The following is a 16,901-nucleotide window of genomic DNA, read 5'->3' on the forward strand; positions in this document are numbered from 1 at the left end:
CGCAACGCAACGAATAGCATCTTATATTTGCTCACATGAGTTGAATAATATTGATTATTTCTCTTCCCTAACCTAGAATGAGCCACCAAAAAACAAGGGAACCCATGACGCGCGTCCTCCTCATCGCAGACACCCAGCGGGTGCAACGAATCTTCCACTACATGGCGGAGCAGGGGCTTCTGCAACTGCAGACGGCGTCGACCCTCGCCCTCGGCGAATTCGAACTCTCCGCCTTTTCCCCAGATATCACCTTCGTCCAAAGCCGCATCTCCGGGTTTTCCGGCGATATCCTGCTGCGCCACCTGGACAAGATGCTCCCCCCGGGAGGGCTGCTGGTGCTGCTGGCCGGCGACAGCGAGGACGCCGCCCAGGCCAAGCGGCACGGCAGGACCTCGCTCGACCTCGCCATGGACGATGCGCTGCTGGAGCAGTCGGTGGCGGCGCTGCTGACGGGTGAGCCCCTCCTCGAGGTGCCGGTTCCGGAGGAACCGGAGGCCGCCAAAGCGGCGGCCAAGCCGAAAAAGGCCACCACCGCAACGGCGCGGCAAGAGCCGCCGGTGGAAGCAGCCGCGGTGACCCCGGCCGCTTTCCCTGCTGCGAAGGCGAAGGAGCATCTTGCACCTGCGGAGCTTGGGCGGGAGGATGCGGAAGCCGCCCCCGTTGCGGAGGTCGCATTCCAATCGCTGCCGATTGAACCGGCGGCCGCGGACGTGTACCCCGCTGCGCCGGTAAGCGGCAAGAGCGCCGTCTCCGCCTTCGAGGACGTCATGAAGCAGGCCGAGGCCAGGACGGCACCGATGGACGAGGCGCTGTCGGAGGTGGCGGACCGCGTGGAGGTACGAAGGGCGGTTCCCGGGAAGGAACTCCTCGAAGAGGTCTTGGCGGCTCCCCCGACTCTTGACGGAGGCGCCAAGGTGGGCGGCGGCGACTACGCCGGAGAGACGGTCGCGGACGCACTGCGCCGGGCCGAGCGTACGAAGCGGCGCAGGCCTTGGCTGTTCATCGTCCCGGTGCTGGTGCTGATCGGCATCCCGCTGGTCTCGTACCTGGCCGGCAGGAGCTCGGTGCCTGAAGAGGCGGCCAAGCAGGCCGCCAAACCGGCGCTGAGGCCCGGCCCGGCCCCGGCAGCTCCGGTCGTTCCGGCGGTTCCCACTACTCCAACTGTCCCGGCCGCTCCGGCTGTTCCGGCTGTCCCCTCGGTAACCGTCCCGCCTCGGGTTCCCGCCGCCGCTCCCGCTCCGTCCCCGGCGCCGCAGTCTGCCGTGGCGCCCACAAAAGGTGGCGCGGCTCCCGCGGCCCCGGCCGCCCCGGCCGCGAAACCCCAGGTGCCGGCCGGTGCGAAGCAGGCAGGGGAGACACGGCCGAAGGGTGCCACGCGCGGCGTGGAGAACCTCCCCGCGATGCTGGAGGGGACCAAGGTGGACGCCGAGTATGGCAAGAAGCATCCCGGCTGGGTCAGGTACCTGGGCATCCGGGCCGAGTACAAGCTGTTTAGGGAGAACAACGTGTACCGGGCCATGCAGGTCATCCCGGTTTCCGGCGGTTCCATATCGGACGACCTATTCAAGAGGGTGTTGCGTCAGTTCGGCGGCGCGGACAGCTATCGCGTCGAGTCGAGCGCGGGCAAGGGGGCTTACCTCGTCGAGCAATGCGCGACCACGGGCCCCGCTTCGCTCACCATCTACCGCGGTAAAACAGACAAGAAGATGAAGGCCCTGGTGGTCTACTACCCCTGAAAAGAGGCGACAGATGATTCATGCCGACAAGGCCACATTGCTCCTGGCGCTCCTGTTGATTCCCGCCCGGCTCTACGCCGCCCCGCCGGAGTTCCAGATCGATATCAAGGAACTGGACCGGCAAAAGCCCCCCGCGGCGTCCAAGCCGGCCCAAAAGCCGGCCGCCAAGCAGCAAAAGCAGGCGCCCAAGAAGAAGGAGCCGGCGGCCAAGGCCCAGCACGAAGCGAAAAAGGAACACGCGGCGCCCGGCGGGGAGCAGATTCGCTACACCATCAAGCCGGGGGACCACATCTTCAAGATCCTGGTGGGGCACTTCGGGATGTCCAACGAGGCGGCCGAGCGCCTGGTGCCGGAGATCATAGAGCTTAACGACATCAAGAACATCAAGACCCTCGAGGTGGGGCGTACCCTGCTCATCCCGGCAGCGGCCCTGCACGGGCACGAGGCGAAGCCGGCCAGGAAGGAAAAGGGAGGAGCTCCCGAAGTGCCGGCGGCGAAGCCAAAAGGGGCGCAGGCCGCCAAGGAGACCGCCAAGGAGACGGCCAAAGAGGCTAAAGAGGCCAAAGAGGCCAAACCGGTACCGCCGCCGAGGGCGCCGGAGCCCGCCGCCGAGGCTCCCCGGGCTCCCGAACCGGCAGTGCCGGTTGCGCCGGCGCCGACACCTGTGCCCAAAGCGGCGCCGCCGGTTCCGGTGCAGAAAAGCGCGCCGGCAATCAGGGGCGAGGTCCTTCCCGAACCGGTCCCGAAACCTGCCCCTGCCGCGCCGGCGAAGACAGCGCCTTCGGTCGCCGCACCGGTCGCCCCGAGCATTCCGCAGGCCGCCACCTGGATCTGCCCGGTGGGGCGCCAGGAAGCCGCCGCTGTGGTCGACTCCGTGCTGAACGCGCTCTCCGCGGTCTCAAGCCGCAACAAGATCATCCATTCCGCAGCCGGCGCCGCCACCCCCTTCAGCATCAGGGTGGATCGCTATTTCGAGTACAAGGGGAACCGTTACATCGTCAGCATCGGCGAAAGCGATCCGTACAACTACACCCTCATCAGGATCCTGGAGACCGCGGGGTACCGGGTGCTGATGCTGACGGGGAAGGAAGATTTCCAGACGGTGACGGAGAGGCTGTTCAGGCTGGTGGGAGTCGCGCCCGATTTCGGGCCGCATGCGCTGCAGGAAGGAAAGCAGGCGACCGGGTTCCTGGTCCAGCAGGATGACGCGGGCGGCAGGCGTGTCCTTATCACGAATACGGCGCCGCCCCCGGGGCACAAGTGGGTGCTGCCCGCCGGGTGCGGCGCCAGATAGGGTGGTCTAGGGGATGGGGATCGCGGAGCGCTCCCCGTCCTCGGTATAGTAACCGATGTTGTCGTGGGAAATGGAATTGCTCGCCGGTGGTGCCGCCGTGGGGAGCGCGCTCTTCGCGGTGGTTTCGGCGGGAGCGGTTTTTTGCTGCAGCACTTCCTTGGGAGTCGGCACGGTCCCTTTCACGTTCTCTTTGAACTCGTCAGCCTTTCCCTTCACCGCCTCGTCGACCCAGCCGTCCACCTTCTGCCGCACCAAGGCCTCGAGGTTTTCCTTGAGGGGCCTGTAGTCGGCTTCCTGCCGCACCGGCTTCACTCGCTGCAACTGGTCGAATACCTTTTTAGAGTAGCGATCGCGCTTGTCGGGAGTCTGGCTGTTGTAGCAGCCGATCGCCTTCCAGGTGTAACCGTACTTCTCCATGCACATGGAGAGGATCCAGGCGCCGGTCTTCACGCTGTTGCACGGGTCTCCCAGGGAGTTCCAGCGCTGCTTGCCGATAGTGGGGGCCCAGCTCGAGTTGATCTGCATCAGTCCGAAGTCATAGGTGCCGTTGCTGTTGTGGTTGACGGCGGCGGGGTTGAAGTTGGATTCCACCTTGGCGATCGCCCGCAGGATCTGCGGGTTGATACCATACTCCATGCCGGCTTCTTCAAAGCAGAACGCGGAAGCGTCGGTTGCCGCTGCGATCATCAGGGCGGCGGCCGCGTAAAGCAGTCTGGCTTTACCCATCACGGGTTCCTCTTCGGGGGGGTGGGGTCATCCGCAGTCGGGGCGGGGTAGCGCGGGCGGATGCCGGCGGCGGGTACGGCTGCCGACCGGAACGCAATTCCGCTACATAATACATTTTCCGAATCGGCATGTCATCTGATAAAGTACCGTGGCCGTCCGGAGCACCTGTGGCCGCGGTAGCGCCGGACGCGATTTTTTCGAAAAGGAGCAGCCGATGAGAATGAATCTGAGCGACCTGGAGATCAGGGTCCTGGGGTGTCTGATGGAGAAGGAACTGGCCACGCCGGAGTCCTACCCGCTCACCTTGAACGCGCTCGCCGCCGCCTGCAACCAAAAGTCGAATCGGGATCCGGTGCTGAGCCTGTCCGAAGCGGAGCTGCAGCGCGGCCTGGAAGCCTTGGGCGGCCGCGGGTTGGCGCGCCTCACCACCACCGGTGGGCGGGTCGGCAAGTACGTTCACTCCATGGCTGACAAGCTGGGGCTGGCTGCACCGGCCCGGGCGGTGCTCGCCGAGCTGATGCTGCGCGGGCCGCAGACGGCGGCGGAGCTGCGCGGTCGCTGCGAGCGCATGGTCGAGGTCGGAGACCTGGCGGCGGTCGAGGATATCCTGCTCAAGCTGCAGCAGCATGGCCCTCCCCTGGTGGTGCGGCTGCCGCGCCAGCCCGGGCGCAAAGAGCCGCGCTACGCCCAGGTCTTCGCGGGGATGCCGGAGCTTCCCGAGGAGGAGCCGGAGCAGTGGAGCGCCGCCCCGGCGTCGCGACCCCGAGCGGGAAACGAGCGGCTGGAGCACCTGGAGCAAGAGGTTGGCGCCTTGCGTGACGAGATAGGCGAACTGCGCCGGGAAGTGGAGGAACTGCTGGCCGCCTTCTCGTAAGTCGGCTCGACACCTCCGACCAGGGCAAATCCCCCTGTCCCCCTTCCAAAAGGGGGACGCGCCACCTTCAGCAGCGCTTCGTGGACGGGTGTAGTGCAGGCTTTCATCGTCCACGAAGGAACAAAAAAGAAGGCTCGACCATCCGGTCGAGCCTTCTTCGTTTTTGCAGATCCTACGGCGTGACTAGATCAGGCCGTGGGCAACCATTGCCTTGGCGACCTTGATGAAGCCGGCGATGTTGGCGCCATTCACGTAGTTGCCGGGAGTGCCGTACTCGGCGGCGGTCTCGTAGCAGGTATCGTGGATGTTCTTCATGATCTGGGCCAGGCGCTGCTCGGTGTATTCGAAGGTCCAGGCGTCGCGGCAGGCGTTCTGCTGCATCTCCAGCGCGGAGGTGGCGACACCGCCGGCATTGGCAGCCTTGCCCGGGCCGTAGGCGATGCCCGCCTCGAGGAACACCTTGACCCCTTCCGGCGTGGTCGGCATGTTGGCCCCTTCGCCCACGGCGATGCAGCCGTTTTTGACCAGGGTGGCGGCGTCCTTGCCGTTGATCTCGTTCTGGGTCGCCGAGGGCATGGCCACCTGGCAGGGGACTTCCCAGATGTTGCCGTTGGCGATGTACTTGGCGTCCTTGTGGTACTTGGCGTAGTCCTCGATGCGGCGACGCTCGACTTCCTTCAGCTGCTTGACCAGATCGAGGTCGATCCCTTTCTCGTGGACGATGACGCCGTTGGAGTCGGAGCAGGTGATGCACTTGCCGCCCAGCTGGTGGATCTTCTCGATGGTGTAGATGGCCACGTTGCCGGAGCCGGAGACGGAGCAGGTCTTACCCTCAAAGGAATCCTTGCGCACCTTGAGCATGGCGTCGACGAAGAAGGTGGCGCCGTAGCCGGTGGCCTCGGTACGCACCAGGGAGCCGCCCCAGTCGAGCCCCTTGCCGGTCAACACGCCCGGCTCGTAACGGTTGGTGATGCGCTTGTACTGGCCGAACATGTAGCCGATCTCGCGTCCGCCGACCCCGATGTCGCCGGCCGGCACGTCGGTGTGCTCGCCCAGGTGGCGGTACAGTTCGGTGATGAAGCTCTGGCAGAAACGCATGATCTCGTTGTCGGATTTGCCCTTGGGGTCGAAGTCGGAACCCCCCTTGCCGCCGCCGATGGGGAGGCCGGTGAGGGAGTTTTTGAAGATCTGCTCGAAGCCCAGGAACTTGATGATGCCGAGGTAGACCGAGGGGTGGAAGCGCAGGCCCCCCTTGTAGGGGCCGAGGGAGCTGTTGAATTCAACGCGGAAACCGCGGTTGATGTGCACGTTGCCGGCGTCGTCCTGCCAGGGCACCCTGAAGATGATCTGGCGCTCCGGCTCGCAGATCCTCTCGATGATCTTGCGTTCCGCGAATTCCGGGTGCTTCACCAGCACCGGTCCCAGCGATTCCAGCACCTCGCGCACCGCCTGGTGGAATTCGACCTCGCCCGGGTTTCTCTTCAGTACTTCCTGGAAAATCGGCTCTACTTTCTCGTCAATCTGCGGCGACATACATCCTCCTTTGAGCATTGTAGGAGCGGGTTGACCACTCTTTCACCAGTCACGCCGGGGTTGGGGCTGGCGGCGTGCTGAAATATGATGCAGCTATATGCACGTCGTGAACCATTTTTAGGCACTTGTGAGTATTAAATGTGCAATGTCAGGAATGATGCCGGTTTTGTTGGCAAGACGGGGCGGCTTTGCGGTTGCCGGGCTGCTGATAAATTAATCAGTGACGGTTCGGTGAATTACATTTTGTACTCTGTTTAATGTCAATGAGTACACAAAGGGGCGGGGCGGCGGTGCGGGGCGCAAAAAAAGGGACCACGGTGCGGGCCGTGATCCCCAGTTACTTTGGTGCCTGGGTTCTAGTTGGTGAACATGAGCTTGCGCTCCAGGTCCATGGAGTGGGACAGGCGTTTGGCCTCCTCCATGGTGATCTGCTCCTGCTCGTGCAGCTGGATCAGGTGCTGGTCGAGGGTCTGCATCTGGTACTGGCTGCGGCCGTTCTCCATGTGCGCCTCGATCTCGTCCAGGCGTCCCTCGCGGATGCAGCTCTGGATGGTCGTGGTGGCGCGCATGATCTCCAGCACCGGGATGATGGCCTCGCCGGTCTTGTTCATCACCAGGCGGATCGAGACGGTGGCCACCAGGATGTCGGCGAGCCGCTGCCTGACGATCTCCTGCGCGTCGGGGGGGAAGTGGCCGACGATCCGGTTGATGGTGGAGACGGCCCCCTGGGTGTGCAGGGTGGACATCACCAGGTGCCCGGTTTCCGCGGCCATCAGGCAGGACTCGATGGTGTCGGTGTCGCGCATCTCGCCCACCATGATCAGGTCCGGGTCCATGCGCAGCGCCGCCTTCAGCGCCGAGCTGAAGCTGTCGGTGTCGAGGCCGACCTCGCGCTGGATGATGCAGCTCTTCTCCGACTGGAACAGGAACTCGATGGGGTCCTCGATGGTGATGCAGTTGTAGCTGAAGTTCTCGTTGATGTAGCGCAGCATGGAGGCGAGCGTGGTCGACTTGCCGTTGCCGGTCGGGCCGGTGACCAGGATGAGCCCGTTGGGGGCCTTGACGATCTCACCCAGGACCGGCGGCAGGCGCAACTCATCGAAGGTGCCGATGTGCGCCGGGATGACCCTCATGATGATGCCGAAGTGGCCGCGCTGCTTGAAGATGCTGACGCGGAAGCGCGCACCGCTGGGGAGGGAGAAGGAGGTGTCGAACTCCTTTTGGTCCGGCTCCCAGCGCCGGCCGTTATGGGTCAGGATCTGTGCGGCGATGAATTCGGTGTCCTCGGGGCCGAGGTTGGGGAGCTTGGAACGGATGATCTGCCCCTTGCCGCGGAAAAAGGGAGGGTTGTCGACCTCGAAATGCACGTCGGAAACCTTCTTGCTGAAGGCTATTTCCAGAATCTGGACGAAAATCTTGGCATCCATGCTGTCCCTCTCTTGCTCCGGCAGATTGAAATGAATGGCGGACGGCTCTTCTTGTCGGGGCGCCAAGCCCCCGCGTGGGGCGCGCGCCCTACTTCTGGGCGCAACGCTTGCGGTACAGGATGTTGTCGATCACCAGGCCGGCGTGCTGGGACAGGACCTCCAGCAGCGGCAGCTGCGGGTCGGTGCCGGTCCCCTGGCCGAAGTCGGCGTAGATGACGGCGATGACCCGGCCGAAACTTTTCACCGGCAGGAGCAGCGCCTTGCTGCTCAACGGCGCCCCGATGGCCCCGTACATGGTGTCGCGCAGCGCCTCGTCCGCGTCGCCGTAGCAGATCTCGCCGTTGAGGGCGCGCTGGTACAGCGATTCGGCGGGTGGGGCCAGGCGCAGCTTCACGGAGGTGACGGTGCCGGCCGTGCCCACGCCGAGTGCCCGCTCGGCGATCAGTTCGGAGCGCACCACCACGAGGGTGACGCCCCGGCGGAAGACGCCGCAGGCGGCCTGCAGCAGCGCGAAGGTCACCTCGGGTGGGTCGCGCTGCTCGGCGAGGGTGAGGAACTGGTTGCGGAACTTGCCGGACTGGTCCTGCGCCGGCTTGCCGTGGTCACGGTCCAGGTAGGCGGCGAGCGCCCGGCAGCTGTCGATGGTATCGGAGATGAAGGTGTCGGGGCGCTGGTCGCGGCTGGGGCGGGGGAGCAGCGCGGATACCCCCTTTTCCTGGGCGGCGGCGGCCAGCGGATAGTCCGCCGGGGTGACCAGCAGGGCGATGGGGAGGTCGGGGAAGCGCTCCCTGAGTCGACCCAGCAACGTGGCCAGGTCACGGCCGCCTCTCGCCGAGGGCTCTCCCGCGTCGAGCAGCAGCAGCGGGGACTTCTCCCGGGACAGGGCCTGGTCCAGGACGGGGTCGAGCTGGTCGGGGTCGTCGGTGGCGCAAATGAAGCGCGGTCCGCAGACCGCGGAGCAGCACTCGCGCATCAGCTTGGCCGAGGTCAAAAGGACGACGCCGAGGTTGCTCTCCGCTGACGGGGTCCGGCCGGAGAGTTGCTCGAGGTAGCGGAACAGCTCCTGTTGCTCGTTGGACGGGATCCCCGCCAGTTCCCCCTGCAGCCGGGTGGCGGCGGTATCAGCGACCTCCTCCTGGAGCGCCGAGAAGAAGGTGGGGATGCGGCGCTCCAGCCCCTCCAGTTCCTCCAGCCCCAGGTCGGCGGCGGAAATATCGGCTGCCGAGCCGCGCTGCGGCGCTTCGGGAGGGGCCATGTTGCCGAAGATGGACTCGGGGGTGAGGGTGCCGTCGCGTTTGCGCTCGTCGTAGATGCGCAGGGCGTCCATGAGGATGCTCTGCGTGTTCAGGTTGATCTGCTGGTTGTTTTTTTCAGGGAAGTAGCGGTACTCGTCGGAGACGACGATCTTGTCGACGTCGAGGCAGAAGGTCCCCCTGGTCCAGGTGAGCACCTCGACGATGGTCATCTCGATGAGCGCCTCGAGCCCCTGGTAGGCGGCCTGGGTCTGCACGGTGCCGTTCTCGATCAGCATCTGGATGATCGGTTTGCGGTCCTCGCCGGCGTCGCGTTGCTCGATAAGGGTCTTCTCCAGCGCCTCGCGGCTCAAGAGGCCCATGTCCAGCATGACCTGGCCGATGCGGATGGAATTGTTGACGTGGTTCGCGCTGACGATGAATCCGTCCCGGAAGACGAGCTGGCTCTCCCCCTTGGCGCCTTTCAGCGTGAGGGTGCCGGTCTTGCCGGTCTGGTGCAGCAGCTGGATGACATCCACTAAGGGAAGGTGCTCTAAATCGCCTTCAAAGGACATGCCGGTACCCTTGTCTGCCTGTGGTGGGTGAGGTGGAGCGGGTCAAGCGGGTCAAGCGGGGGAGATTCTAACATGCGCCCGGGGGTAAGTAAACCGGAATTGCTGGAGAAATGGAAGAGCGGGTAGCGGAGGCTAGGCGGCCTCCAGTTCCCCGGTGTGGCTGAGCCAGGCGAGGGCGAGGGCGAGCAGGCCGGCGACCCCTCCCATGGTGAGGCTGCGGCTCACGTAGTGGGCGTTGCGCTGGGCGAGGAAGGCAATGAAATCGTCGCGTTGCGCGACCATCCGTTCCAGGAGCCGTCCGTCCTCGCGTACCGTCTTCAGGCCGCTGCGGCCGCCGCTGCGCAGCGTGGTGCTGTCCTCCACCGTCTGCATCAGCCGTCCCATCATGGCGAAGACGGCGCTGCCGCGGTTGCCGCCGCCGGCCAGTTCGCGCCGGTAGACGGGGAGGGCTTCGTCGAAGAGGCTGGGCAGGCCCGCCAAGGCCTCCTCCCGGATCCCCCCTCCCTGGAAGCGGTTGCGTACCCGGTGTGCCGACCCCGGTTCGCCGTGCTCGAAGAAGAGCTCGGCCAGGCCGGCGATGGAGGAGCGCAGGCTCGCCTCGTCGCGGCCGGGGGCGCAGGCGCTGGCGCACAGGACCAGGCCGCCCAGGAAGATGTACCCCTTGTGACAGCTGCTGCCCACCGCCCGCTGTACCGCGCGTTCCGCCGCGACGCCAAGGCGCACCCGCGCCGCCAGGTCTTCCCCCGAGAGGACCGCGTCGCAAAGATCCATGAGGTACAGGGAGACGATCTTCAGCGACGCTTCCATGCGGGGCACGGAGAGGTCGGGATGGGCGCCGCAGTCGCAGAGGTCCACGAGACCCGGTTTCGGGGTCAGGTAGAGCTCCATGAAGGCGCCGCGCACGAGGTCTTTGGCGAGTCTGGGGAGGTAGCTGGTCATGTCTTGGGTCGGGCTCCCGGGGTCCGGTCGTGATAATGTCGGGGCATGATAGCATTTTTTGGCCGTGGAGGAGAATGTGTATACATTATAAAGGGATAAAGCGGCTGGGGCGGCTCCCGCGCCGCGAGTCCGCGGCACGCCGGGGGGTGAAGGGGGCGGCCCCACGGGGAGCAGGGGGCGGGCCGGTATGAGCATAATAACCTTGAATTACTATAGCAATCTGGGATACTCTGCGTCTTGGCGCCCGGCTTCCGGGCGCGCCACAACCACGATGCACCGCAGATTCCCGTCCAGCTCTACCCTTGCCGCAGGGGCCCCAGGAGCTTCCCGCCTCCCCGACCATCGGCCTTCCGGGTATGCCAGGCCATGATCCAGCGCACGCATCAACCCGATTGGAGACCCTCTCGCAATGGAAATTTACAAGGCGCAGCCGCGACAGCCGCAGCGCAGGTTGAAAAAAGCACCCATCCCGACCCTCAAGTACCTGCTCTGGGGCGCTGCCGGCGGCTCCACCCTCATGCTGTTGGCCTTTCTCGGTTACTTTTTCTACCTCCTGGGGGCGCTCCCCAAGGTCGACCGTCTGGCTGACTACCGTCCCCCCATCCTGTCGCAGGTCTACGGCCAGGACGGAACCCTGGTCGGCGAGTTCTACCTGGAGCGGCGCACCGTGGTGCCGGTGGACAAGATGCCCAAGCGGCTGATCCAGGCCTTCGTGGCCGCCGAGGATTCCAACTTCTACCAGCACAAGGGGATCGACTACGTCGGCGTCGCCCGGGCCGCGGTGAAGAACCTGATCTCCATGCGCAAGAAGGAAGGGGCCTCCACCATCACCCAGCAGGTGGCGAAGTCCATGCTGCTTACCCCGGAGAAGAAGTTCTCGAGGAAGCTCAAGGAGGCGATCCTCGCCAAGCGGATGGAGGAGCGACTCACCAAGGACGAGATCCTCTACATCTACCTGAACCAGATCTACCTCGGCGCCGGCGCCTACGGCGTGCAACTGGCGGCCGAGACCTACTTCGGCAAGGAAGTCGACAAGCTGAACCTGGCCGAGATGGCCATGCTGGCCGGGCTCCCCAAGGCCCCCAACAGCTACTCCCCGATCAAGCACCTGGAGCGGGCCAAGGAGCGCCAGGGGTACGTCCTGGAGCGGATGGTGAAGGAAGGGTACATCACCCAGGCGGAGGCGGACTACGCCAAGGCCACCCCGATCGTGATCCAGCCCCTCAAGAAGGTGAACGCCGAGCAGTCGGCCTACTTCCTGGAGCAGGTCAGGCAGCAGCTGGTCGAGAAGTACGGCGAGGAGCGCCTGTACAAGGACGGCCTGAAAATCTACACCACCATGAACGCCGAGATGCAGAGGGCGGCTTACGACTCCGTGGTGAACGGCCTGAAAGCTGTGGACAAGCGCCAGGGTTTCCGCGGTGCCGCCAGGTACCTCGCCGAGGCGGAGGTGGAGCCCTTCTGCAAGAAGGTCGAGGATGACATCGACGAGCTCTCCCTGAAGCAGGGGGCGGTGTACCAGGGCGTGGTGACCGGGGTCGACCCGGCGAAGCACGAGCTCACCGTCCGCGTCGGCGACCGCACCGGGACGCTTTCCAGGAAGAACATGGATTGGGCCGGCAAGGTGGAGCTCGTCAACAGCTACGGCAAGCCCCAGGCCAAGAGGGCGATCGGGCTGGGCGCGGTGCTCGAGCTGCAGGTGAAGGAGCCGGACAAGAACCGCACCGGCGCCGTGTTCGCGCTGGACCAGGTCCCCGAGGCGCAGGCGGCGCTGATCGCCATCGACCCGATGACCGGCGGCGTGCGCGCCATGGTCGGCGGCTACGACTACAAGAAGAGCCAGTTCAACCGCGCCATGCAGGCGAAGAGGAACCCGGGCTCCGCCTTCAAGCCGATCATCTACGCGGCGGCCCTGGAGCACGGCATGACCACCGCGAGCATCATCGACGACTCCCAGGTGGAGTACGAAAGCGGCGGCGACAAGGCCTGGAAGCCCAAGAACTACGACAACGTCTACCGCGGGCCGGTCACCATGCGCGAGGCGCTCACCAACTCCATCAACGTGGTCAGCGTCAAGATCCTGGAGCAGATCGGGGTCGGCACCGCCATCGACTACGCCAAGAAGCTCGGCATCACCTCGCCCCTGGCCAGCAACCTCACCCTGGCCCTGGGCTCGTCCAGCGTCACCCCGATGGAGCTGACCAGCGCCTACGCGGTCTTCGCCTCCGGCGGTTACCGCACCACCCCCTACTTCGTCACCAAGGTTCTGGACCGCGACGGCAACGTGCTGGAAGAGGTGCAGGAGCCCAAGGTGCCGGTGTTCGGCCAGATGTCCAGCGCCACCGCGACCGATGCGCCGGCGGAAGCGGAAGGGGAGGAAGGGAAGGTCCCGCCGGCCGTGCCGCAGCCGGGGCAGCCGGTACTCACCGAGGCGACCGGTGGCGTGATCCCGGTCATCCCCCCCGAGACCGCCTTCATCATGACCAACCTAATGCAAAGCGTCGTCTCCAGCGGGACCGGCGGCAGGGCGCGCGCCCTGGGACGCCCGGTGGCGGGCAAGACGGGGACCACGAACGACATGAAGGACGCCTGGTTCGTGGGGTACGTGCCGCAGCTGGTGGCGGGTGTCTGGGTGGGGTATGACCAGGAGCGCAGCCTCGGCGCCGGCGGTTCCGGCGGACAGGCGGCGGCTCCCATCTGGACCGAGTTCATGCAGCGGGCCCTGTCGGGCGTTCCGGTGAAGTCGTTCCCGACCCCGGGCAACGTCACTTTCGCCCTGATCGACCCGCGTAACGGGCACCTGGCCAAGGAAGGGACCCCGGGCGCGGTGCAGGAATGCTTCGTCTCGGGTACCGAGCCGACCAGTTACGGCGCGGAACCAGCGGCTGAGGCGGTTTCTGCACCGTAACACCTCGTTATTGCACCATAATTTGGCAGCCGCCCTGCTTGTTTCGGCCGCCGAAACGGTTCGCCGTAAAGCCTTGCCAGGAGCGGATCGAGGCGTCAAAAACGGGCTAGAACCGCTCCAGTCGCGGATAAAATGGAGCCGGGTTCAAGAAAACCCTTGCAAATTACGAATATATGATTATAGTGGCGTTAATTTAATCCAGCCAAGGAGGGTCTCACATGACTAAAGCAGAACTGGTCGAAGCAGTGGCGAAGTCCGCAAACATCCCCAAGGCCGCAGCCGAGAAGGCCGTCGGTGCATTCATCTCCACCGTGAGCGGTGCGCTGAAGAAGGGCGACAGGGTGACGCTGGTAGGCTTCGGCAGCTTTGAAGTGGCCAGCCGCCAGGCTCGTACCGGCAGGAACCCGCAGACCGGCAAGGAGATCAAGATCGCCGAAGCCAAGGTGCCCAAGTTCCGCCCGGGCAAGGCCCTGAAAGACGCCATCGCGACCAAGAAGAAGTAGTCTCGGACCAGCCAGCGACGTGCCCCTCCACGACTGTTGCTACGTCTCCGGCACGCAAGAGAACCCCGCCCCCAAAGCGGGGTTTTCTCTTGTAAACGTATACGTGAAAAGAAAAACTTGCCTTTGTCGGGCGCATGTAGTAAAGCTGTTCGCCTGACTGACATCAGTTGCACCGGGGCCAACGCCCCTCCCATCGATCCAACCCCTCGCATTCAGGTTTATCCCCACGAGAAATGCGGCAGCAGCTAATTGGTTGGCGACGATGTATGGTTTGCCGGTCATATGGCGTGTTGCCGAGTTTAATTTCAGCTAAGCCTGCGACAATCGTTGTCGCGGCGGGTTTGGCACGCCCCACATTTTAGCACCCTTGAGCAAAGAGCCGCGTCCGTCCCCTGGGGATGTCCGGGACGCGAGCGCGGCCTTATTTTGCCCGAGGGAGAAAAGGAAACACATGTCTTTTGAAACCCTGAACCTCTCCGCCCCCCTCATCAAAGCAATCAACGCCTGCGGCTACACCGAGCCGACCCCGATCCAGGCAGAGTCGATCCCGCTGGCGCTTTCCGGCCGCGACCTGATCGGCAGCGCCCAGACCGGCACCGGCAAGACCGCGTCTTTCGTCCTGCCCGCCCTGGAGCGCCTGCTGGTCCCCTCCCCGGTCCGCGGCAAGGGGCCGCGCATCCTGGTGCTGACGCCGACCCGCGAACTGGCCATCCAGGTGGTGGACGCGGTGAGGACCTACGGCAAGTTCATGCGGGTGCGCTGCGGCGCCATCCTGGGCGGGATGCCCTATCGCGACCAGATGATGCTCCTCTCCAGCCCGGTCGACATCATCGTGGCCACCCCCGGCCGACTGATCGACCACCTGGACCGCCGTTCCATCAACTTCTCGCGCCTGGAGATGCTGGTGCTGGACGAGGCGGACCGCATGCTGGACATGGGCTTCTCCGAGGACGTGGACCGCATCGCCGCCGCCGCGCCGGCCGAGCGCCAGACCCTGCTCTTCACCGCCACCATGGACGACGCCATGGCGAAGCTCGCCCAGCGTCTTCTCAAGGACCCGGTCCGCGTCGCGGTGGACGTCCAGCAGGTGACCAGTCTCCAGATCGAGCAGCGTCTGCACGTGACCGACGACATGCGCCACAAGAACCGCATACTGCAGCACCTGGTTGCCGACGCCAGCGTCACCAAGGCGATCATCTTCTCGGCCACCAAGAAGGACGCCGACCAGCTCGCCTTCGAGCTCTACTCGCAGGGGCACGCCGCCGCCGCGCTGCACGGCGACATGTCGCAGGGGGCGCGCAACAAGACCATCACCAACATGCGCCGCGGCAAGGTGCGGCTCCTGGTCGCCACCGACGTCGCCGCCCGCGGCCTGGACGTCTCCGGCATCAGCCACGTGATCAACTTCGACCTCCCCAAGTTCGCCGAGGACTACGTGCACAGGATCGGCCGCACCGGCCGCGCCGGCGCTACCGGCATCGCCATCTCGTTCTGCTCCATGAACGAGGTCGCCTACCTGGATCGCATCGAGCGCCTGACCGGCAAGCCGCTCCCCCAGCACGTCATCGAGGGGCTCGAGCCGACCCGCCCCCTGAGAAGGAACAACTCCGGCCCCGGCGCCCGCAAGGGACGCCCCGGCTTCGACCCGCGCAAGAAAGGGTTCGCTCCCAAGGGCCGTCCCGCCCAGGGTGGGCGCCCCGGCCAGAGCGGACGCCCGGGACCGGCCACCGGCCGGCGCGACGCCCAGCCGGTTGTCGAGTACCGTCGCGGCAGAGGCGGCGCGGGAAACTAGCCTTTTCCTTGCTTTAAGTCGTTGGTTTTGGTATCGTTTGCACCTGTGTATACAACGGCCCCCAGGCGTCCCGCCTCGGGGGCCGCTTGCGACTGAGCGCCGCCGGCTTCCGGCAGCCATGAGAGATACGAAGGGGGTAGCAGATGTCTGCAGCAGTTGAACTTGGGAAGGGTCTCCACTGGATCGGGGTCAAGGACCCCAGCCTCACCGTCTTCGACGACCTCTTTCCCACACAGTACGGTACCACCTACAACTCGTACCTGGTGCAGGGCGAGTCCCACATCGCCATCATCGACACGGTCAAGGCCAAGCGCTTCGACGAGTTCCTGGAAAAGATCCGCTCCATCACCGATCCGGCCAACGTCGACTACATCGTGGTGAACCATTCCGAGCCGGACCACTCCGGTTCCCTGGCCCAGCTCCTGAAGCACTGCCCGAAGGCGACCGTGGTCTCCAGCCAGGCGGCGCGCACCTTCCTGGGCAACCAGATCCACGTCCCGTTCGAGTCCCGCATCGTCAAGGACAACGACCGGATCGACCTGGGGGGGCGCACCCTGAGCTTCATCGCCGCTCCCTTTTTGCACTGGCCGGACACCATGTTCACGCTCTTGGAAGAGGACCAGGTCCTCTTCTCCTGCGACGCCTTCGGCTCGCACTACTCCCCGGAGGGGCTGTTTGCCGACGAGTGCCCCGACTTCTCCGGCGAGACCCGCTTCTACTTCGACTGCATCATGCGTCCCTTCAAGGAGCGCATCCTTCAGGCGGTGGCCAAGCTCGACGGCATCGAGCTGAAGATGCTCTGCCCGAGCCACGGCCCGGTCTACCGCAGCGATGCCAGGAAGGCCATCGAGCTGTACCAGAAGTGGTCCCAGCCCAAGGCCGCCGGGCGCCGTGTCGCCATCTTCTACATCTCCCCGCACGGCAACACCGAGCAGATGGCCGAGGCGGTGGCCAAGGGGGTCGGCGACGCCGGCGTCCACGTCACGCTGTGCCACATCAACCACGCCTCCGTCGCCGACATCCGGGACCTCATGGAGGAGTGCGACGGCCTCATCTTCGGCACGCCGACCATCAACCGTGACATCCCCAAGCCGATGTGGGACGTGCTCGCCTACCTCTCCACCGTGAGCCTCAAGGGGAACATCGGCGGTGTCTTCGGCAGCTACGGCTGGTCCGGCGAGGCCTGCCGCATGGCCGAGGAGCGGCTGAAGAGCATGAACTTCAAGCTCCCGGCGCCGCTGATCCGCTCCCCCTTCATGCCCAAGCCCGAGATTCTCGCCGAGTGCGAGGCGCTGGGGCGCGCCGTGGCCGAAGAGGTCCTGAAAAAGTAACGCCTGTCTTTACCCAGGCCCCTCTCCCGCC

The 16,901-nt window shown here is 65.1% G+C and carries 12 protein-coding genes; 7 read left to right on the forward strand and 5 right to left on the reverse strand.

The features are described 5' to 3' along the window. Nucleotides 1–104 precede the first annotated feature (104 nt). Entirely contained in the window at nt 105–1,736 is a 1,632-nt protein-coding gene (locus KOL99_RS03585; protein ID WP_216509102.1) for a hypothetical protein, read from the forward strand. 13 nt (nt 1,737–1,749) lie between these two features. Next, nucleotides 1,750–3,030 carry a LysM peptidoglycan-binding domain-containing protein gene (locus tag KOL99_RS03590; protein ID WP_216509103.1) on the forward strand — a complete coding sequence of 427 codons (1,281 nt, stop codon included), beginning with the start codon at nt 1,750–1,752 and terminating at the stop codon, nt 3,028–3,030. Between the two features lie 6 nt (nt 3,031–3,036). On the opposite strand, the gene KOL99_RS03595 is transcribed toward KOL99_RS03590, so the two are convergent. Continuing rightward, on the reverse strand, nt 3,037–3,756 hold the full coding sequence (locus KOL99_RS03595; protein ID WP_236025750.1) for a lytic transglycosylase domain-containing protein: 720 nt from the start codon (nt 3,754–3,756) through the stop codon (nt 3,037–3,039). Between the two features lie 214 nt (nt 3,757–3,970). On the opposite strand from KOL99_RS03595, the gene KOL99_RS03600 reads away from it, so the two are divergent. Continuing rightward, the gene (locus KOL99_RS03600; RefSeq protein WP_216509105.1) at nt 3,971–4,630 is read left to right on the forward strand and encodes a YceH family protein; all 660 of its coding nucleotides are present in this window, start codon (nt 3,971–3,973) and stop codon (nt 4,628–4,630) included. Between the two features lie 183 nt (nt 4,631–4,813). On the opposite strand, the gene gdhA is transcribed toward KOL99_RS03600, so the two are convergent. The 4 genes from gdhA to KOL99_RS03620 form a co-directional block, all read right to left on the reverse strand. Further along, a complete protein-coding gene (gdhA, locus tag KOL99_RS03605; RefSeq protein WP_216509106.1) occupies nt 4,814–6,163 on the reverse strand; it encodes an NADP-specific glutamate dehydrogenase in 1,350 nt (449 codons plus the stop codon). Between the two features lie 356 nt (nt 6,164–6,519). Next, nucleotides 6,520–7,590 (reverse strand): type IV pilus twitching motility protein PilT, encoded by a 1,071-nt coding sequence (locus KOL99_RS03610; RefSeq protein WP_216509107.1) that lies wholly within the window; start codon nt 7,588–7,590, stop codon nt 6,520–6,522. Between the two features lie 88 nt (nt 7,591–7,678). Beyond that, entirely contained in the window at nt 7,679–9,397 is a 1,719-nt protein-coding gene (locus tag KOL99_RS03615) for a DUF4388 domain-containing protein (protein WP_216509108.1), read from the reverse strand. 132 nt (nt 9,398–9,529) lie between these two features. Then, the gene (locus KOL99_RS03620; RefSeq protein ID WP_216509109.1) at nt 9,530–10,336 is read right to left on the reverse strand and encodes a triphosphoribosyl-dephospho-CoA synthase; all 807 of its coding nucleotides are present in this window, start codon (nt 10,334–10,336) and stop codon (nt 9,530–9,532) included. A gap of 409 nt (nt 10,337–10,745) precedes the next feature. Between KOL99_RS03620 and KOL99_RS03625 the strand changes: the two genes are divergently transcribed. The 4 genes from KOL99_RS03625 (at nt 10,746) to KOL99_RS03640 (ending at nt 16,870) form a co-directional block, all read left to right on the forward strand. Continuing rightward, nucleotides 10,746–13,244, forward strand: a complete 2,499-nt coding sequence (locus tag KOL99_RS03625) for a penicillin-binding protein 1A (RefSeq protein WP_216509110.1) — start codon at nt 10,746–10,748, stop codon at nt 13,242–13,244. 218 nt (nt 13,245–13,462) lie between these two features. Then, entirely contained in the window at nt 13,463–13,747 is a 285-nt protein-coding gene (locus tag KOL99_RS03630) for an HU family DNA-binding protein (RefSeq protein WP_216509111.1), read from the forward strand. A gap of 451 nt (nt 13,748–14,198) precedes the next feature. Next, on the forward strand, nt 14,199–15,539 hold the full coding sequence (locus KOL99_RS03635; protein ID WP_216509112.1) for a DEAD/DEAH box helicase: 1,341 nt from the start codon (nt 14,199–14,201) through the stop codon (nt 15,537–15,539). A gap of 143 nt (nt 15,540–15,682) precedes the next feature. Next, on the forward strand, nt 15,683–16,870 hold the full coding sequence (locus KOL99_RS03640) for an FprA family A-type flavoprotein (protein ID WP_216509113.1): 1,188 nt from the start codon (nt 15,683–15,685) through the stop codon (nt 16,868–16,870). The last annotated feature ends 31 nt before the right edge of the window (nt 16,871–16,901 follow it).

It is taken from the genome of Geomonas azotofigens, assembly GCF_018919395.1.
Taxonomy (GTDB): domain Bacteria; phylum Desulfobacterota; class Desulfuromonadia; order Geobacterales; family Geobacteraceae; genus Geomonas; species Geomonas azotofigens.